The organism is Sulfurimonas sp. (assembly GCF_029027405.1).
Classification (GTDB): Bacteria; Campylobacterota; Campylobacteria; order Campylobacterales; family Sulfurimonadaceae; genus Sulfurimonas.
Genome location: NZ_CP093396.1, coordinates 723004 through 744318, shown reverse-complemented (window position 1 = coordinate 744318; position 21315 = coordinate 723004). Strand labels below are relative to the sequence as shown.

General features: G+C 32.1%; 14 protein-coding genes. 5 read left to right on the top strand and 9 right to left on the bottom strand.

Translation table 11 applies throughout. The features are described from left to right. Positions 1–16 precede the first annotated feature (16 nt). The 9 genes from MOV42_RS03720 to tssA are packed head-to-tail and all read right to left on the bottom strand — an operon-like array spanning position 17 to position 11485. A complete protein-coding gene (locus tag MOV42_RS03720) occupies positions 17–2455 on the bottom strand; it encodes a DUF2235 domain-containing protein (RefSeq protein WP_324172458.1) in 2439 nt (812 codons plus the stop codon). After that, entirely contained in the window at positions 2455–3672 is a 1218-nt protein-coding gene (locus MOV42_RS03715) for a tetratricopeptide repeat protein (protein ID WP_324172457.1), read from the bottom strand. Before MOV42_RS03715 ends, MOV42_RS03720 begins: the two co-directional genes overlap by 1 nt. Further along, the gene (locus MOV42_RS03710) at positions 3672–4847 is read right to left on the bottom strand and encodes a hypothetical protein (RefSeq protein WP_324172456.1); all 1176 of its coding nucleotides are present in this window, start codon (positions 4845–4847) and stop codon (positions 3672–3674) included. The genes MOV42_RS03715 and MOV42_RS03710 overlap by 1 nt, the downstream gene beginning before the upstream one ends. An 8-nt stretch (positions 4848–4855) precedes the next feature. Beyond that, complete coding sequence (gene tssG, locus MOV42_RS03705) at positions 4856–5830, bottom strand: type VI secretion system baseplate subunit TssG (RefSeq protein ID WP_324172455.1); 975 nt, start codon at positions 5828–5830, stop codon at positions 4856–4858. 6 nt (positions 5831–5836) lie between these two features. Further along, a complete protein-coding gene (tssF, locus tag MOV42_RS03700) occupies positions 5837–7609 on the bottom strand; it encodes a type VI secretion system baseplate subunit TssF (protein ID WP_324172454.1) in 1773 nt (590 codons plus the stop codon). Further along, positions 7599–8015: a type VI secretion system baseplate subunit TssE gene (gene tssE / locus MOV42_RS03695; RefSeq protein WP_324172453.1), complete on the bottom strand. Its 417-nt coding sequence runs from the start codon at positions 8013–8015 to the stop codon at positions 7599–7601. Before tssE ends, tssF begins: the two co-directional genes overlap by 11 nt. 4 nt (positions 8016–8019) lie before the next feature. After that, positions 8020–9492 carry a type VI secretion system contractile sheath large subunit gene (tssC, locus tag MOV42_RS03690; RefSeq protein WP_324172452.1) on the bottom strand — a complete coding sequence of 491 codons (1473 nt, stop codon included), beginning with the start codon at positions 9490–9492 and terminating at the stop codon, positions 8020–8022. A 9-nt stretch (positions 9493–9501) separates the two neighbouring features. After that, entirely contained in the window at positions 9502–9990 is a 489-nt protein-coding gene (gene tssB / locus MOV42_RS03685; RefSeq protein ID WP_324172451.1) for a type VI secretion system contractile sheath small subunit, read from the bottom strand. A 13-nt stretch (positions 9991–10003) separates the two neighbouring features. Next, a complete protein-coding gene (gene tssA, locus MOV42_RS03680; RefSeq protein ID WP_324172450.1) occupies positions 10004–11485 on the bottom strand; it encodes a type VI secretion system protein TssA in 1482 nt (493 codons plus the stop codon). Between the two features lie 251 nt (positions 11486–11736). On the opposite strand from tssA, the gene MOV42_RS03675 reads away from it, so the two are divergent. The 5 genes from MOV42_RS03675 (at position 11737) to MOV42_RS03655 (ending at position 21307) form a co-directional block, all read left to right on the top strand. Beyond that, positions 11737–15417: a hypothetical protein gene (locus MOV42_RS03675; protein ID WP_324172449.1), complete on the top strand. Its 3681-nt coding sequence runs from the start codon at positions 11737–11739 to the stop codon at positions 15415–15417. A gap of 12 nt (positions 15418–15429) precedes the next feature. Continuing rightward, positions 15430–16116, top strand: a complete 687-nt coding sequence (locus MOV42_RS03670) for a hypothetical protein (RefSeq protein ID WP_324172448.1) — start codon at positions 15430–15432, stop codon at positions 16114–16116. 48 nt (positions 16117–16164) lie between these two features. After that, complete coding sequence (locus MOV42_RS03665; RefSeq protein ID WP_324172381.1) at positions 16165–17103, top strand: DUF805 domain-containing protein; 939 nt, start codon at positions 16165–16167, stop codon at positions 17101–17103. A gap of 63 nt (positions 17104–17166) precedes the next feature. Next, a complete protein-coding gene (locus tag MOV42_RS03660; RefSeq protein ID WP_324172447.1) occupies positions 17167–20679 on the top strand; it encodes a hypothetical protein in 3513 nt (1170 codons plus the stop codon). A 1-nt stretch (position 20680) separates the two neighbouring features. Then, a complete protein-coding gene (locus tag MOV42_RS03655) occupies positions 20681–21307 on the top strand; it encodes a hypothetical protein (RefSeq protein ID WP_324172446.1) in 627 nt (208 codons plus the stop codon). The last annotated feature ends 8 nt before the right edge of the window (positions 21308–21315 follow it).

The window sequence follows — 21315 nt, the reverse complement described above, 5'->3', positions numbered from 1 at the left end:
TCCTTCACTTTTCAATTTAAACATAATGAATAGTCCTTTCTCCGTAGAGAATATTTTTATTTCCACGACTTGCTTTATGTGCAATACCAGCAGATGAGGAGTGATGGAAAAATTGTGACTTTATTGTTTTATAGTGGTTGTCATCTGCCTTAATCACTAGCTCTTTATCTATGCCCATATTTTTATATGTTAGCTTAGATAATTCTTTCATAGGTACAACTTCTTTAACTTTTTTATACATATATTCCAAAGGAACTTGTGCATACTCAGAATCTACTTTGGCTCTGTACATATATATTTTATATCTGACAGTCATCTCTTCTTCTTCAACAGAGACTCTTTTTTTAATGTAAAAACCATCTGTTGTTCCCATGTCATTATGGTATTTAATATTTTTAATCATCGAATCATTAAGGTTTTTAACCCAATGATGCCTTCTGTTCCACTTTTTTATTTTTTCAACAATTCTTTCATCATATATATCTTTATTCTCAAAGCTTGTGTGTAATCTACGAATTTGTGTAGGAAGCTGAACCTCTTCGGATATATTATCTCTGTACCCACCACCTACATCTGAATGGGCACCAAAAAACTCTTTTTCTAAAAAGTCTTCTTGCTCTTTTTCACCCTGCTCATTCTTAGTATGTTCACCAAAAATTGAAACTAAATCAAAATTATATCTAAACTCATCTTTAGCTGTAAGATGTACAAGTTTGCTTACTTTTTTACTCTCAAGCTTAAGCCCTAAGTCTTTTGCATCATCGCCTTGAAACAGCCCTTCATGTGAAACTGTATCAAAGACCCCTACAAAACGAAAAACGATTTTGTCAATAATTACCTTCTCTTTTTCAGATGCTTTTTCTTTAATAATATGAGGATAAAGATTTTCACCTTTTTTACTTAACTCATACTCAATATAATCATTTCTATTTTTATCTTGTACAGTTCTTTCAAAACTACACTCTAATCCTTCGCAAAGTTTACTCACAAAATGTCGAGCTTCTGCAGCTCCACGAGAAAAACCAAAAACATCTAAAACCAAGGTGTCTACATAGTTTGCATCTAAAGCAAACACCTTCTCATGTAAAGCTTTACAAGCACCATTAACCTTAGCTCGAACACCTGCGTCGCCTATGGCGAAGGCTTGCCCTAAAAAGAGGTCATCTTCTTCATGATTTCCCTCTTTGTTATCACTATGTGTACCTGCCCCTGTAATATAAATTTTATCTCTAAAACACTCAAATAAATCTGCATCTCTATGTGTTGATTTAGTAACTTCTATGTCATAATATTCATACAAGTGTGCCACATTACTAAGAGCACCCGTGTAACTTGAATCTTTTCCGCTGATTAAAATCTCTTCTTCTATGTAGGCTACTGTTCGTTGGGTTAATTTAAACTCTTCTTTTATTCTCTTTGTTTCCTTATCTTTCATATCCTTGTTGTAAACATCATTTGCAAGTGCTTGAATATCTTGTATTTTTTTCAAAGTCTCTTGCATCTTAGACTCTTTGAAATACTCATAAACAGCATCACAATCAGCAGACACATCATTTTGTCCAATTCCAAAAACTACACCATCATCATACTTCTCTTCACTGTGGCGTTTTTCCCCATAAACTGCCTTCATACTCTTTTTTAAGTCGGTAAAGATTAAAGGAAGTATTTCTGATTCGGGTATTTCTGGGTCTAAGATTTTTGATTCCCATGTATGACGAGTTGTTTTATTCTCTCCCGTCATCATTTGTGACTTTAATTTAAAGTAGTCCTCATAAGCCAAACGCATTTCAGTATTGTACATATTATTATTCGTACCATCAAAAAAGACCCCACACTCTAAACGGGTTCTTGGAACAAATGCAACCTGAGCTTCTTTCGCTTTTATAATCTTTAAGGCTCTGTCCTCTCCCTTATAGCCATACGCAAACGCAACAATAGCAAAAACATGGTCATCTTTTAAAAGTCTCTGTGCCTCTTGCCTTGTAAAACTTAGGGTTATGCGTGTTGTTATTGGAGTTTTTTTAGTATGTATCTCTTTTAGTTTTTTTATGCGTGAAGTCATCTTATGAAGGCGCAGAACATCTTTAATAGAGTTAGTAGAACAAGCCTGAGAGTGTTCAAGGTAAACAACACTCCCTGTATTTTTCATAATGCAGTCTTTTATCTCAGTGGAGCTAATCCCCTCTTGACTTAAAATACTCTCTTTTAAATAAGGCTCGTACTTATCTCTAAGAGCTTTTAAGAGTGCCTCACTGTCACTATGTTGTTTTCGTAAAACTTCACTCTCTTTATACCCCACAGCTAAGTAAGCCCAACGATTTTTATTTCCAAAATTTGCACACTGTTTGTTTGTATCCATATCAGACTCGTTATTGGTTACAACACTAGATATAAACATCATCTTATCGCCTTCATAAGCAACAGCGCCAAGGGCTCTTTTACTCTCTTGTGCCATTATAATGCTCCTTCACCGTAAAGATATGACCATCCACCAGGTTCACCCATGGCAGCTGCTTTTTTATACCAGTAGATTGCTTTTTCTTTGTTCTTATACTTGTTCCTATATTCAGCACCTAACACAATAGCAGCAGAAGAACTTCCTGCTTCATATGCTTTTTTAAGCCAATAAAACCCTTCTTTTTCTTTAGCTACTCTTCTTAAAAGAAATATCCCAGTTTCAAACATCTCTTCTGCATTACCTTCTCTAGCAAGTTCAATATTACATTCTTCTGCTTTCTCATAATCATTTTCTTGACTATAATTCATATAACAAATCATCCCAAGTGCATATTCGTTTCCAGCCTTTTCAGAAGCCCTAAACCATTCTTCTGCTTTATTATAATCTTTCTTATTTCCTGCCATAATTCCAAGGTTATACATAGCAACAGCATTCCCCTCTTTAGCAGCTTTTTCGTAATAAATCTTTGCCTCTTTTTTATCTCTATAATGTGCCTCATAAAGACTTCCTATTAAGGCATAAACATCGCCTTTGTTGATGTCCTCTCTTTTTAAAGCACTTTCATAGAGTTCTAAAGCTTTATCGTAATCTTCGTATCTAACATATAAGTTAGCTAAAAATCGATAGGTATTTTTATCTCCCTCTGCCATCTCTTTTTTATACTCTTTTACAGCCCCTTCTTTTCCGTAAACAATTTGCATGAGTTCACTTAATTTGGCAATCGAATCTTTATACTCTTTTAGTGCGGCTTGTTTGTAAAGTGAAATGGCTTTTTTTGGTTGATTGTTTTTTTGTGGGTAATCAAGGAGAGTTTTTTCAATAATTGAAGGAATACTCGTTAATCCATATTTCAAGTCATATTTGCTTTTTACAAAATGTGCATATGACTTTGCTTGATTATACATAGCTACTGAACTACCCTTCTCAATGGCTTTTTCACGCCAAAGCATTATCTCTTCTCCCATGGCATAAACACCATAACCCTCAGCCACCATATTAATATCAGCAACATCATCCGTTCGTTCAGCCTCTTTTACCAAACATGCGAGATATTTATCTTTTTCAACATCAGGAAGAACTTCACAAACCCCTACTTTTGCTTGGGCTATACTTGTAAATATTATGAAAATCAACAGATATTTTAAACCTATAAACATCATCTTATCGCTTTCATAAGCAACAGCTCCTAGGGCTCTTTTACTCTCTTGTGCCATTATAATGCTCCTTCACCGTAAAGATATGACCATCCACCAGGTTCACCCATGGCAGCTGCTTTTTTATACCAGTAGATTGCTTTTTCTTTGTTATAATCATCATGATAATCATTTCTATAATGGGAACCTAAATTTATTGCAGCGCTAGAGCTTCCTGCTTTATAAGCTTTTTCATACCAGAACACACCCTTATTATAATTTCCCACATTGTTCATATAAAAAATCCCTAGAGCATACAAGTTATGAGGATTTTCATCTTTTGCCTTTTGCAAATAACATTCTTCAGCTCTATAATAATCATCCATTTTAGATTTATACATATAGCAAACCATTCTAGAAGCATTTTTTTGCCCAGCCTTTTCAGAAGCCCTAAACCATTCTTCTGCTTTATTATAATCTTTCTTATCTCCTGCCATAATTCCAAGGTTATACATAGCAACAGCATTACCCTCTTTAGCAGCTTTTTCGTAATAAATCTTTGCCTCTTTTTTATCTCTATAATGTGCCTCATAAAGACTTCCTATTAAGGCATAAACATCGCCTTTGTTGATGTCCTCTCTTTTCAAAGCACTTTCATAGAGTTCTAAAGCTTTATCGTAATCTTCGTATCTAACATATAAGTTAGCTAAAAATCGATAGGTATTTTTATCTCCCTCTGCCATCTCTTTTTTATACTCTTTTACAGCCCCTTCTTTTCCGTAAACAATTTGCATGAGTTCACTTAGTTTAGCTATAGCATCTTTATAATTTTTTAAAGCAGCTTGTTTGTAGAGGAGGATTGCTTTGTTTGGTTTATTTAACTCTTCAGGATAATTATCGCATATTCTTTTAATTATCTTTGTCATCATTATGCTATATTCATTAGCATTAAGTTTTTTTCTACTTATTTGTAAAAAAGAATAAAGCTTTGCTAGTTTATACATAGCTTCAGCATCGCCTTTAACAATAGCTTTTTTACGCCAAATAATGGCTTCTTCACTTCTTTTATAATAAGAAAACCTATCTGCAAGTAAATTAATATCAGCAACATCATCCGTTCGTTCAGCCTCTTTTACCAAACATGCGAGATACTTATCTTTTTGAACATCAGGAAGAACTTCACAAACCCCTACTTTTGCTTGGGCTATACTTGTAAATGCTATAAGAATTAATAGGTATTTTAAAATTAGTTTCATTCTTTTCCTTAGCTACTTAATATTATTTTTTCATCTTTTTCAACTGCTCCACAAAAGCAATTAACACCAAGATAATGTTTTGAAAGTTCAAATGGCTCAGTCTTATCTTTTTGAATTTCTAAGCAAAGTTCATACTCTAATGGCTCATTTAAAGCAAAATCAATCAGTTCTTTAAGTTCACCTATTTTTTCCCCATGAAGACTATATTTATACAAACTATTAAAAGATATATCCCTAAGTAGAATTTGAAATTTAGAACCTTTAGTTTTCACACTTTCCCCAAGTAAAAGATCCAAACCTAAAGTACAATTCTCTTCTCCTAATCCTGCTAACTGCCAAGAAGGAATTTTTTCATTCATTTCTATACACTGTACAATTTCAAGTTCATCATGCTCAAGATAGTGACGCAAGATAGAAACTAAAGTTCCTGCAGACTTTTGCTTCATACTCAAAAGCCCAATATAAGGTAGTATCTTTTGAAAATTAAGTGTAGAACTTTTTACTTGAGTTTCAGAATACAAACCTAAAAGACTCAACATATATTTTGAAAATTTATCTGTTAAATCTGATTGATACTGAATATAGTACCTCTGTCTTTGCCAAATTGGGTAAAACATTTTTTGAATATGATGATTAAAAAGATCTAAAAAATCTTGTAAGACCTTATCTGTATCTGAACTATCTAAAACCATTTCACAATAATGAGAAGGAAGAGGTGAAGCCGCACCAAAAAGCCCTAAAAAGTTAAGTGTTATCTCAACATTTTTTCCCTTAGGAGTCTCAACGAACTCCATTTTTGAGATTTCAGATTTTGCAAAAGCAAGACTAGGATTTGATTTAAAGCGTAATCTTTCATAAAGTGCTTGAGGCTCTTCTTTTGGATACATAGTCCTTAAATATGTCATAGCTACGCGTATGCCTTGAGCTAAAGGATATTTTCCTATAGATGATTTAATTTTTTTATTTAGCTCAATTATAGTCATTTTATTTTACACCAAATCCTGATTACCCATTTTAGCTGGCCAAGAAAATGTTTCATGATTTTCAATATGAACTATAAGTCTATGAAATGAGTTAACACTGCAATACAGACTAAAAAACTCATTTAAAATACAACATAGATGATATGCTTCACCAATTCCAGTAAACTTTGTTGGGTCAAGATAAAGTTCCGTTTCAATTCCACGGATTGGAAGTCCTTCATAAATCATCTGTGTTCTTTTATTTGAAATAGAAACCAGACCACTTAAAATAATGTCTGTTTTCTCTTTTTGTTTCATATCATTTGCTCCAAAAAAATCATAAGTTTGCAGTATCATTTTAAGTGTTGAGATATTTTCTAATGAAAGGTAGTTTAAAGACATATTCGAGATTAACTTCCATAAGAAATCTCCTCCAATAGGAGGTGGATAAGATATAGAAGGAATAGTAATATTGTGAAAACTTAAATCCGAAGAAGATATAGGATCATTCACACATAGACTATCTAAATGTAGAGTAGAAGGTATATCTTTATTTGTACACATCATTCTTACTGAGATAGTTGCAGTATTATGTTCTAAATCATCGAAAATACCGCCTGATGATGCGAAACGGAGAAAAGTATCTGTTCTATCCTTCATCTCACTTAGCTTTATGCGTTCAGAATAGTATTCTCCTTCATCACTAATATGTCCAAAAGACTCAAATGGGTAGTAGTCCTGATAAATGTTTTTACTTGGTATCCAGCCTCTTACATTTTCAACAGAAAAAACTTCACTTTGATCTTTTTTTAGCTCTGCCGCTGTTAAAATATACTCATCCTCTACCTCTGTTTTACGAATAGGTACAGCATCACTCTCAAACAGATTAATTACTGGAGTACAAAAAAGATAAAAATCTTCGCTAGTAGGAAGTTGAGCAGTTGAAAGACGTTTTGAAAAATGAAATTTCAAACTAAAATGATTTGATTTGCTCAAAGAATCACCTGAAATTCTCTCAATCTGTTTTAGATTTTCTATATCTAAAAAAAGATGCTTATCTCCAAAGCAAAAATACTCTTGCATCATAACATAACCATCAAAAGTATTTTTAGGATGAGGCACTATCGTTTCAGAAGCATTAAAACCGACTGCAGATACAGACTTCTTTGGAAGAAAAATTTTATTTATCTCTTTTTTCTTCTTATCCTTTATAATCACTTCTATACTTTCAATGTATCTACTAAGATATAAATATAATTCTTTTGCCATAAATTTTGAGCCACCAAGAAATAATCTTAATGTCTCAAAACTTATCTCACTTAAGTTACCTGATGCACTCATTTTTAAATCTAGTTCAATAGTAGCTTTTTGTCCATAAGTTAAATACTCAACATTATCAAGCTTTAAAGGCATAACTTTCGTCTTAAAACAAGTTTGAAATTTACAGACAACGCCATTAGATGCAGCTTTTGAAAGTATCTGTAAACCTTTTGGTACTTCTTGATTTTTAAGGTCATCTTTAAGTGCATCAAATTGAATAATTGCATACGAAGGAATTGGACGAATATAGTTTGGCCATAAAAGCTGAACAAGATTATGAGCAACTTCTGGAAGCTCTTCATCAAACTTCTGATGAAGTTTTCCTGTTAAAAAAGCAAACCCTTCTAACATTCTTTCTACATCAGGATCTTGTCCCTCTTTAGCTAAGTATGATGAAAGACCTGGGTTTGCTTTAGCAAACTTAGCACCGTCAACACGTAAAGAGTTTAATTCTTTAATATAATAATCTTTAGTCTTCATCTGTATAAACCTTAACTTTTCCATTACTAAGCAAATCAGCTTTATAATTTATTTTTTGGCTTCTGCCATTAATGTGTAAATAACCTTCAATATTAACATTCATTTGATTGACATTTAACTTATCTCTTGATACCCCTACACGAGTTTTATGAAGTCTTGGTTCATATTTTCTAATACATATTTCTGAACTAACTTCAATATGCTCAATCGAATCTTTCAAACTCATATCGGAGTTATTCAAATCAGGTCGTCCATAGTCTTCTGCGGTTTGAGCACTCCCCGCATTTGTCGAAAATATACGAGAAAGATTATTTGCTACAGACTTATAAAGTGCTTCCTCAGTTGTCGTACCTTTACTATCTTCTAAGCTACCATTAAGTCTTTCAAATAAACTTCCTTTATACATTTATTTAGTCTTTATCTAACTTACCAACAAGTGAAAGTTCAAAACTTGCGCCCATATACTTAAAGTGAGGACGAAGTGACATTTTTACACGGTACCAACCTGGTTCACCTGCAACATCTTCTACTAGAATTTGTGCTGCTTTAAACGGTCTTTGACTTCTAATCTCAGCAGATGGATTTTCTTGATCAGCAATATATTGTTTAATCCACTTATTTAACTCACGCTCTAAGTCAGAGCGTTCTCTCCACGAACCAATATGCTCGCGTTGAAGAATTTTGATATAGTGTGACATACGCGTAATTGCAAAAAGATAAGGCAGTTGCGTTCCTAGTTTATAGTTTAGTTCCGCATCTTTTCCCTCTGGAGTATTAGCAAATGTTTTTGTCATTTGAGCAGAATTTGCAGCAAAAAATGCGGCATTATTACTACCTTTTCTCATAGTCAGAGGGATGAAACCTTGTTCAGATAGTTCATATTCTCGTCTATCAGAAACAAGAACTTCTGTAGGAATTTTCATCTCTATATCGCCCATACTATCAAAAGTATGTACTGGAAGGTCTGTCACTGCACCACCACTATTTGGTCCAATAATATTTGTACACCATCTATAGTTTGCAAATGAATCTGTTAAGCGAGAAGCGAATGCATAAACAGTATTTCCCCATAGATAATCTTCATGGTTTGAAGAAACATCTTCTTTATACACAAACTTAGAGATAGGGTTATCTTCAGGATCGTATGGAGAACGAAGTAAGAAACGCGGAAGAGTAAGACCTACATAACGAGAGTCTTCATTTTCTCTAAATCCTCTCCATGCCGCAAACTGTGGTGAACTCATAACATCTTGCATATCTTTGAGATCAGGAAGACCTTCAAAACTATCAAGACCGAAGAATTTTGGACCTGCTGAGGAGATAAATGGTGCATGTGACATTGCAGCAATAGATGCTACTTTAGATAAAAACTTCATATCCATATTTGATGGTGAAAGTTGATAATCTGCTATAATTGTTCCTACCGGCCCTCCACCAAACTGTCCGTAACCTGAGGTATATACATGTTTGTATAGACCTGATTGTGTGATATCTAAACACTCTTCAAAATCTTCTAATAACTCTTCTTTGGAAACATTGATAATTTCCATCTGAATATTTTGTCTAAAATCTGTACGCTCTACTAGCATATACAATCCACGCCATCGTGCTTCAAGTGCTTGAAATTTTTCATTATGTAAGATTTCATCCATTTGAGCAGAAATTTTTGCATCAATCTCAGCAATCATTCTATCCACAATAGCCTTATTTACTTTCTCTGCTTCATTTTCACTTTTTAATAATTCACTAATTAAAGCACCTACACCCGATTTTACTACACTATAAGTCTCATCTTCTTGTGAAAGACTTGTTTGTGAGATAATACTATCTAAAAGACCACTCGTAGATGCACTTTTATTTTCTTCTAAAGTTTGTGTCGACATTATTTTCCTTTACTTTTGTTCTTCAAGGCTTAATTCGCCTAGTAGTTTTTCACGTTCAGCTTCATCACCAACAGCACTTTCAATTGCTTTTCTAAAAGCTGGAACATTACCAAGAGGTCCTTTAAGAGCGATAAGCGACTGACGAAGTTCCATTAGTTTTTTCATCTCATCAACATTTTCAACAATACTTTCTGGAGAAAAATCTTTCATACTTTGTAGATTAAGACTTACACTTAACGAAGAACCTTCTTCATCAGTAAGCTTATTATCAACACTAAAATTAAGTGAAAGATTTTGATGTTTTAAAACATCATTAAAGTTATTTTTATTAACACTAATTACTTTTTTATCTTCTACTGGCTTAGCCTCTTCATCCGGATTAAACTCACCTAAGATAGTAAGCTTATATGGAATTTCAACCTCTGCTGATTGATCTCCTGTTGCTGGTTTATATGTAACATTAATTCTCTCTTTTGGTGATTCTGACTGTTTACTCATTTACTTTCCTTTTTTAAATTTTTATTTCTAATGCTTGTTTTATGTCAATTTTACAAAGACGGGCATATACAGTGTGGATATCTTCAATATCAACTTCTGTGCGATTAAAGCTGTTTAAATACAGACCAAACACTTTTGCTGCTAATTCTGGATTCCACTCATCTAAACTGTATTTATCAATATCTCTTTTGAGTTCTTCTACTAAGGCTAATGCCACATTATTTTTTCCAAACTCTACTGCCAATGTAGCCTTAGCTAAACGCCAGTGAAACTTATCTTCTCTATTTACTGCACTGCTATAATAACTCTGTAGTAATACCATCGCCTCCTTTATTTTCTTCTTTTTTCCAAGTGCATAAGCTTTTTCTATAATTTGCTCTTTTTCATCTTCTTTATTTTCTTCTGTAGAATTTCCAACTACCTCACCCATACTCTCAACTAACCAATTTTTCAACTTAGTCGAAGCAAACGGAGTAGTATCTTTAAAAGATAATCTTAAGATAGTATCATCAGCTTTTACAAACGCAACTAATGCATTTTTCACTTCTAAGGCACAGACTGTATGTCCCATCTTACTTAAAAGATTAAAAGCCATAAAATGTCCATCTAGCCAAAAGGGTGAAAGTGAAATAAGTGATTCAAGAGTATCTAGTGCTTCGTCATATTTCTCTTCTGCTATTAGCTCATCAATAGCATCTGTACTCATTTGCGAAGGTGGATTAAGTGGAGTTTTTCCATCTTCATCTATAGGCAAAGAGTCTATTTCCAACCAAGACAACAAACGCACTAAGCGAATTGAACGAATATCAGAAGAGTCTTGACTTCTGTAGTAAGTATGCAAAAGAACCGCATTTTTCTTAAGTGTACGCAGGACTTTTGCGGCATCAGCATCTGAGTTTATTTCACTTATTTCTGAACTGTTTTGAGAACTAGTAGGTGACACAGAACTAATTTTTTCTTTTGACTCTTTAGCAGCTAAGCTTCTTTCAAAGGCTGAACGAAGTTTTCCAAATATAGGAATTTCTTCTTTAACCGTAAGTGCAAAGTTTGTTTCTAACTCTTTAAATATTGAAAGAAAAATCTCCAAATTTACAGAAATAGATAAGGAGCCTTTCTCATCTAAAATTTCTTTGTTAAGTAACTCCTCTAGCCAACTTAAAGAAGATATTTTTACTTTTTTAGATTTTGGAAACAACTTATCTTCATATGTTAAAAGGAGTTTATTAAAAAGTTTTAAAGATTTTTCAAGTCCAAAAGAACCATCTTGCTTCCAAGTTGCATATATCCACCAACAAAAAATTTTTGTATCTTTAGTAAATGTTTTAAGTAAATTCTCTGAATCATAAAGAACTTTCGCCCAATCGGTACTTACACCTTCTAACATGGAATTTGATTTATCTATTTCTGATTCAATAGAGAGATAAGCATCATCATATTTATAATCGCTACCACATACAGATGCTTCATTAATTGGAGTTAAAATTTCTTCAGACACAGTTTACCTTATTACTTAAAGTTTTTATAGAGAATATTAGCAACAAAAAACTTCAGATTTTCTTTATATACACTATAAAATATTATTTTATACATTATTATAACAATAAATATGTGATTTTGTTTCAAAATTATACAAAAAAAAACAAATTTTTATTGTCTAAAAATAGTTATCATTAATAAACAGATTGTATTAAGAGTAAACAGTTACAATCGTTAAAACTATTTATTTTAAAAACTAGAGGGACTAAAATGGCAGGTGCTAGTATTGTAATTGAGAGTGGTGTGATATTGTGTGCACATGGTGGAAAGGTTGTTTTAAAATCTAGTGTAGCTAACCATGTTATAGCTGGAAAAAAACCTCTTCATAATATAGACATTATCGGTGCAGCAATCTCAGGATGTCCTCATAGAGTCTCAAAAGGTGGACAGTGTACTAAAGTTGCTTCTATCAGTTCTGCTACTACAGAGTCAAATGTAACCTCACAAGGAAAAAACTACCTACTACGAGTAGATGGATGTAAAACTGACAAAGGAGCCGCTCTTGTCTTAGCTAGTCCAGGACAAACACAGAGTAAAATAGGTGTAAAGTCTGGAGGAAGTGCTGCAAATATCATTACTAAAGAACTTGAAATTGCAAAAGTAGATACTAAAGAAAATATAAAAAAAGAGAAATATCAAATTTATCCACTAAGACTAAGTGGGGAGTACATAAGAGCACTAAGAGGAGCAAGAGACTTTAGAGTTCTTAAAGACTATTATCAAACAAATACTAGTGACTATACTCAAGATAAAATTGTCACAAAAACCGATGCTTATTTATATGTTACAGATGCTATTAAAACTACAGAATATAAGGTTGTAAATAGAGGTGACTATTCTAACCCTAAGGTTGAGAAGGTACAGTTTAAAGATACAGATACACAAGTAATTCGTAAATATATACCCTGCTATGAAGAAGATGGAAAACTTGAAATCATCTACTCAAATGTAAAACTCACTAAAGAGCAACAGAGTAAGTTCACTCCAGTTTCTGTAACACTAAGTGATAAAAAGAATCTTCATTGTATAAACCATAAAGATTATTCAAAGTCCATAAAACATATAAATAAAGAGATGAAAGATATTTTAATCTCAAACAAAGAAGCTAAAAAACTAAACAAGTCACACTTAAACATAGTAGTTGAAATAGATGACCCTATCGGTGAAATAGAAGATTTGTATGAAGAGCTAGAATGTTCTTTTCATACTGCTTATGCACATAACAAACCTTTAATAGACAGGATTAAAGAACGCAATGCTTATGCCTATAGCGTTGCAAACTTTATGGATGAACTTGAAGTAAACTCAAAAGAGAAACAAGAAAGAAAAAACACAAAGAAAAAACTCAAAGATGCTTACTATACTTTAGTTGAAGGGATGAAAGAAGATTTTATACCTTATATTATAGATACTTGTAAAGATAGAGGTTTTTCATGGAGCATCAAAGATAGTAATTCTTCTTTTATAAGACTTAATATTTTTGTTGAACATGATGTAGCTATGAGTTACTTAAATGAAGTAAAACTAAATGCTTCGTTTTTACTCAACACACAACATAACTATAATACCTTTGATGGAAGAAAGATAGAGCATCTTAATGAAAAATGTATCATTGAAAGTAAAAGTCATGACTATTTGTGTTTAGGTGTAAGAGCACATATCAATGGTAGTAAAACATCACACAAGTATGCGACAAGTACTAGAGAGAGTTATACAGAGATAACAGCATTAACACTTTTTAGCCTCTACTTTAGTGGTAAACATAATGATGTTATCGGTACTAAATATAAAGATGCTATTGAAGACTTTCATTATAATTTAAAGAAACTATCTGCTCATCCAGAGTTTGAAGAAGATATTCAAGAAGAGATTAATGATAAGTTCGAAGGTAGTGCTTATGCTAGACTCTTTCAAGATAAAAATGGCAAACGCAGTGATACTTTTATAGATGAGTATTCAGATTTAGATACTACTGCTAAATATTGTGCTTATGATTGGAAAGAAAAAGGACATATTAAAGAGTTTAAGTCTCTTATTCCTAAAGAGGAAACATTTAAGTTCTTTTATGACAAATACAGAAAGACTCCTAAAATATTGAGTGAAGAACTCTCTAAACAACTAATAAATCCAGAGCTAAAAACATTATTAAAAAATTATAGTGATTTAAAAGATACAGAGTTTGAGAGAATGGATTTACTTTTAAATATAGCTTACTCACTAACTGCTAGTAGAACTATGTTTGATGATGAAGTTACACAGACTTCAGCGTTTAACACTAAGAGTGCTGTCTTAGAGTTTATGAAAGAGATTTCTATTAAACTTCAAAGTATAGATGAGAGTGAACATGAAAAACTTTACAAAGAAGATATCTTTACTCTTTATCATCAAAATCTTCATGGCATAATATTGCATGCTTTAGTTAAGGGAGAATATAATGAAAATGAGTTTAGTTCAAGAGAAAGCAATACTAAAAAATTCTTAGATGAACTCGCACCTGAGATAGAAAAAGAGTACAAGCTTGTCCTCTCCAACTTAAACGATGGCAATATCAGTAAAGACCTAAAAGTAAAAAAAGCTCATGAAAAACTCTTTGAACAACTCAAAGCACTAGATGGGATAACTAGTAAGATTCATGAGGCTGAGGATAAGCAGAAAGAAGCAGATAAAGATGCAAGAGGAAGAGGAACAAAAACCAATCCAACACATAAAAGGATTCGCTCTTCCAAACCCTACAAAGCCTCAATCTCAACAATGAAAGGTCTAAGCTTTTTCATAACCTTATTTACAACAGGAGATGCTCTTAAAACCTACAAGAAAAACGACCTAAAAGCTCTACTAGAAATAACAACAGGCATAAACTCAATCACAAAAACAGTAGTAGAAACAGGAACAAAAGTTTTACCTAGAACTAAACAAGCTATGTTAATGGTAGATTTTTTACTAGCAGAGCACTCTATCCCTCAAAAGATTATTGCTAAACTTGCAATACCTGCTGTTGTAGTAGGTGCTTACTATGAGATGGTATCCTTAGAGGATGAAGATTATGATGCTATGCTTATGATTGGTACTAAAGCAGCTATAATAGTAGCCTTGGCATTTGTATCAGGTATGTGGATAGCCGCAATAGGATATATAGCTCTTGAAATACTTTGGTATATATTCTCTGGTTACTTTATAGACTCAAGAGTTGAAGTTATGATTGAGAAGTCTCTCTTTTATCAAGATGGACGCAAACCATATATCTTAGAGAGTCTAAGTACAACTACTGGAAACTACTATATTCGTCGTGGTTCAAGAGATGCTCTAATGCAGGCAAAAGATATAACAAAAATTGGCGGAACTAAAGAGGTAAGAGAGTTTATTTATAAAAACTACTCAGATAATAAACAAGCATTGCAAGCAGCAGCAAGATATGAGTTTAGTGAGATATATAGAGCCTTGAAAAACATTAGTATAGAAGTAGAAAAAGTTCCTACTTACTTCCTTAACTTTACAAAAACAATGAATCTTAACCTTAATGGTTACCTTCGTGTTAATAAAGATTACTATGAAGAAATGGAAGGTCTAATCTATCTTATAAAAGATGATAACTATACAGACTATATACTCATAGATGCAACTGAAGCTATAGACAAAGAGAATGATAAACTTATAGATATATTTACAAGTTTTAAAGAAGAACTTTCAGAAGCTAAACTAGATGAGGATAGAAAAAAGAATTATACTATTTTAATAGCTAGTGGTATTACTTCTGTAAAATACAAACTTGATATAAAATATAACAGTAAAAGTGACTGGTTAGGAACTAAACTAGTTAAAGAAATCAATTATTATCTAAATGAACTTATACCTATGCCTTTAAGTCCACGAGATTTAGAACTGTTGAAGTAAAGGATTACACTTATGAAAAAATTATTTAAAATATTTGTACTACTGTTTATATTTGCTTCGCAGGTTGTTTTTGCAAATAGTGTAGCTGATGAGGCATTTGATAAATCAATTGTTTACCATGATAAACAAGACTATATGAATGAGTTGAAATGGTTAAAAATTACATTTGATGAAGATGAGACCAAAGAGGTTGCTTTTAATCTTGGTTTGGTTTATGAAAACTTAAAGGATTACGATAATGCCATTAATTGGTATAAAAAATCTTTTAAAATGGGGAGTGTTGATGGGGGGGTTAAACTAGGATTATTATACGACGAAAAATTGAAGGATTACCCAAATGCTATAAAATGGTATAAAAAAGCTTTTGAGATGGGGAATCTGGATGGTGCATATAACTTAGGTTGTTTATATGATGTAAATAAAAAAGATTTTAAAAATGCCATTATTTGGTACAAAAAAGCAGCCAAGAAAGGACATAAAAAAGCTATAAATAATCTTGGTGAAGTTTACCATGATTTAAAAGACAACATCACTGCATCTGCATATGTTTTAGCTGGAATTGTATATGGATATGATAAACAAGAAACTTTTAAGTATTTAAATAAAACTTGGAAAATAGATGAGCCAACCATGATAAAAGCCTACAAACTACAACAAATCCTAGACATCCCAAAACACTACATAGGTGACATTGACTAATAAATGTTAGCCATTCACAAAACATTATTTATAAAATAAGGGGGAAAATTGGAAAAAGAATCAAATAACATAATTTCTAAATGTGAATCAAGTGTTCTATCATTAAAAGGTTGTTACAATCGAATTCAATGGTGGCAAACCACGATAATGATTTGGTTTATTATCGCTATGCTTTTTAACTCATATAATATATTACATTATGAAGTTAACCATCCAAAAAAAGTGATAGTTGAAAAAATTTCAACACAACAAACATCAAATTTTATGTACTTGCAAGAAAATATGCCATCTGAATTAGATTTAACATCTCTTATAAAACAAGGAAATCCTATCCAGCATATTCAAGGAGTGTTACTCTTTATAACTCTTATGTTAATGTCTTGGATAAGTATTACTTCATCAGTTAAGCGTTTGCATGACATTGATAAATCTGGTTTTTGGTGGTATGTAAATTTTATTCCTATAGTTGGTTCGATAATAGTATTTGTTATGAATGTTTTTATTCCATCTAAGAATACACGATATTGTCAATATAAAATTAAAGAAGACAAAACACAATGGCTTTTTACTCTAGCGGGGATATTATTACTTATCCCCATCTTAATAAATATTATTGATATAACGGATCGCTATGGGACATGGTATGTTCAAGCAAGTTTATGGACTCAATACTATATGAAAGATTATATATTTTTTATACTATTATTACTACTTATGGCATTGAGTTTGAACTTTGATAAATTTATTAATATATCTTATTCGAAAAAGATGAAAGTGATTCAATATATTTCATTTGCTTATGTTGCTTGGTTGTTTTATAATATCAGTCACTTATTTTTTAATTTTGAAAGTAATAGTATAATGAGTTATTTTATTTATTATTTTTCATTATTTTTAGAATATGGTATTCAGTTTTCAGCATTATGTATACTTATTTTGAATACAAATAAAGAACTAAAGAAAGTACAGAATCAAAAAGTATCTTAAAAAAAGCCTATGAACTTCAAAAGATATAGTTTAACACCTCTACATACGAGGCTTAACTAAAAAATGTCAGTTCTTCCCTTAAACATAAAAAACTACCTACTACGAGTAGATGGATGTAAAACTGACAAAGGAGCCGCTCTTGTCTTAGCTAGTCCAGGACAAACACAGAGTAAAATAGGTGTAAAGTCTGGAGGAAGTGCTGCAAATATCATTACTAAAGAACTTGAAACTGCAAAAGTAGATACTAAAGAAAATATAAAAAAAGAGAAATATAGAATTTATCCACTAAGAGCAAGTGGAAAATACATAAGAGCACTAAGAGGAGCAAGAGACTTTAGAGTTCTTAAAGACTATTATCAAACAAATACTAGTGACTATACTCAAGATAAAGTTGTCACAAAAACCGATGCTTATTTATATGTTACAGATGCTATTAAAACTACAGAGTATAAGGTTATAAATAGAGGTGACTATTCTAACCCTAAGGTTGAGAAGGTACAGTTTAAAGATACAGATACACAAGTCATTCGTAAATATATACCCTGCTATGAAGAAGATGGAAAACTTGAAATCATCTACTCAAATGTAAAACTCACTAAAGAACAACAGAGTAAGTTCACTCCAGTTTCTGTAACACTAACTGATAAAAAGAATCTTCATTGTATAAACCATAAAGATTATTCAAAGTCCATAAAACATACAAATAAAGAGATGAAAGATATTTTAATCTCAAACAAAGAAGCTAAAAAACTAAACAAGTCACACTTAAACATAGTAGTTGAAATAGATGACCCTATCGGTGAAATAGAAGATTTGTATGAAGAGCTAGAATGTTCTTTTCATACTGCTTATGCACATAACAAACCTTTAATAGACAGGATTAAAGAACGCAATGCTTATGCCTATAGCGTAGCAAACTTTATGGATGAACTTGAAGTAAACTCAAAAGAGAAACAAGAAAGAAAAAACACAAAGAAAAAACTCAAAGATGCTTACTATACTTTAGTTGAAGGGATGAAAGAAGATTTTATACCTTATATTATAGATGTTTGTAAAGATAGAGGTTTTTCATGGAGCATCAAAGATAGTAATGCTTCTTTTATAAGACTTAATATTTTTGTTGAACATGATGTAGCTATGAGTTACTTAAATGAAGTAAAACTAAATGCTTCGTTTTTACTCAACACACAACATAAAAATGTTCGTAGAGGAACTATAAACTCTCAGTACTATAATGTCTTTGATGGGAGAAAAATAGAGCATCTTAATGAAAAATGTATCATTGAAAGTAAAAGTCATGACTATTTGTGTTTGGGTGTAAGAGCACATATCGATGGTAGTAAAACATCACACAAGTATGCAACAAGTACTAGAGAGAGTTATACAGAGATAACAGCATTAACACTTTTTAGCCTCTACTTTAGTGGTAAACATAATGATGTTATCGGTACTAAATATAAAGATGCTATTGAAGACTTTCATTATAATTTAAAGAAGCTATCTGCTCATCCAGAGTTTGAGGAAGATATTCAAGAAGAGATTAATGATAAGCTTAAAGACAGTCCTTACACTAAACTCTTTAAAGATAAGAATGGTGACCGTACTGATAACTTTATTGATGATTATGAAAACTTAGAGACTATAGCTAAAGACTGCGCTTTTGAGTGGGAAGGAAATGATAAGACACAGCTTTTAAAGTTTGCTACTTTAATCCCTAAAAAAGAGACCTTTGAGTTTTTTTACGAAATCCCAAAACATAGAGAATCCCCTCAAAAGATAAGTGAAACACTCTCCAAAGAACTTAAAAGTTCACAGCTAAAAGAACTACTAGAAAAGTACAGTAGTCTAAAAGATACAAGTTTAGAGAGAATAGGCTTACTTTTAAACATAGCTTACTCACTAACTGCAAGTAGAACTATGTTTGATGAAGAAGTAAATCAAACTTCTCCTTTTAATACAGATAGTGCAGTTATGGACTTTTTAATCTCCATCTCAAAAAAACTTCAAGTACTCAAAGCAGATGAACATGAAAAGCTTTATAAAGAGGATATATTTCAACTTTATCATAAGAGCTTACACAGTTTAATCCTTCACTCACTTGTTAAAGGAAGCTATAACGAAAAAGAGTTTTCAAGCCGTCAAGATAATGTAACAAAAAAGTTTCTTGATGTCATAGCTCCAGAGACAGCAAAAGAGTACCAACTAGATTTAACAAAACTAGATGATGGAAGTATAGACAAAAACCTACAAGTCAAAAAAACTCATGAAAAACTATTTGCACAGTTAAAAGCACTAGATGGGATTACGAGTCAGATTCATGCGGCTGAGGATAAGCAGAGAGAGGGAGAGAAAGCAAGTAAAAGTAACAAAGCTAATGATGGACTTACTATTGAAACAGAAAAGAAATTTCCAACTCTTAGAAACTCCAAACCCTATAAAATAACCATCCCAGCCCTAAAAGGACTAAGTTTCTTTGTAGCTCTCTACCAAACAGGGAAGATACTCAAAGATTACCAAAAAATGACCTTAAGCTCACTCCTAGAACTTTCAGTCTCCATCAATGTCTTATCTAAAATTACAGGAGAAGCCGCACAAGCAACTAAGTTATTGTCCTCCAAGGCAATAGCATATAATATGTTTAAAGCTATGAAAGAGGAAAAGCTTGTTTTTCAAAAAGTACTTACTAAACTTGCTATTCCTATTGTTATCTTTGGGGCTTACCATGAGATAGCCTCTTTGAATGATAAAGATTATGATGCAGTTGTTGCTCTTAGTGTTAAAACGGGGCTTACCATAGCTTTAATGCTCTTTGCCACAGGTATAGGAGAAATCTTAATTATAGGTATAGCTATTGAGCTTATTTGGATGTCGATCTCTAGCTATATTATTGATACTAATGTCGAAGTAATGATAGAAAAATCTCTCTTTTACCAAAATGGGCGTAAACCCTATATCTTAGAGAGTTTAAGTAGTGATACTAAAGAGTATCTTTATAAAGATAATTTTAAAAGTATTAAAGAAATTCCTTTTATGCAAAAACCTAAAGATATGAGAGACTTTATCTATGCAAACTATAGTTCTCATAAAAAAGAGTTTAATGCTGCGTTTAGTTATGAGCTAAGTTCTTTTTATGCTACTTTAAAAGGGGTAAATATTGAAAAGTCTGGGCGTTCAAAGCAAGACAAATCAAGTAAAGCAACTTATGCTGTATGTAGTTATGTCTCTATCTCTAAAGATTTTTATAAAGATATAAAACGCATTGTACTGCTTGAAGATGACAAAGAGATAGAGATAGATATCTCACAACATGAACTGAAAAATGGTAAGGAGTATATAGACCTTTTAAGCCATTTAGATATTAGTGACAGTTCGGTTATACAAGAGTACTCTAAAAAAGATACCAAGTTATTACTTCATAGTGATGCAATTAGTCTGAAATATGATGTCATATATTACTATGATGATGCAAGTAAGTATCTAAAGAGGCTTACAGGCGGTGCGTTAAAGATTATAGATATAAAATCTTTACCTTTAACTAAAGATGATTGTAAAATACTAAATATTCAAATGAGTTAAGATGAAATACAAACTATTAAAATTACTGTTTTTAGCATTTCTGTTTATAGGACAAAGTGCTTATGCGATAGAACCTCTTTCGATCAAGTATGTTGACCCTAAGGCTAGTGAGAAAGCACAAGTTGCATTTGAGAGAGCAACTGTTTATGTAAAACAAGGAAATTATACAAAAGCTTTAGAATATCTAAAAACATCTTATGAGTATGAACCAGCAGATGGGACTGCTTTTGGTATTGGTTTCGCTTATAAAGAGTTAAAGGACTATAACAATGCTATCAAGTGGTATAAAAAATCTTTTGAGATGGGAAGAATTGATGGGGGGGTAAACTTAGGTTTATTATACAAAAAAGTATATAAAGATTATCCAAATGCTATAAAATGGTACAAAAAAGCCATAAAAAAAGGTGATATAGATGCAAGAAAAAATCTAGGATTACTTTACCATCAACAAAAAGACAAGCTAAATAGTGCAACCTACATGATAGGAATGATAGGACATCCTTACACCAAAGAAAGAGTTTTAGGCTTGTTACGAGATGACTGGAAAATAGACGAACCAACCCTAAAAAAAGCCTACGAACTCCAAAAAACTCTAGTTCCAAACCCATACACAGGTGGAATAGAATAGATGCTAGA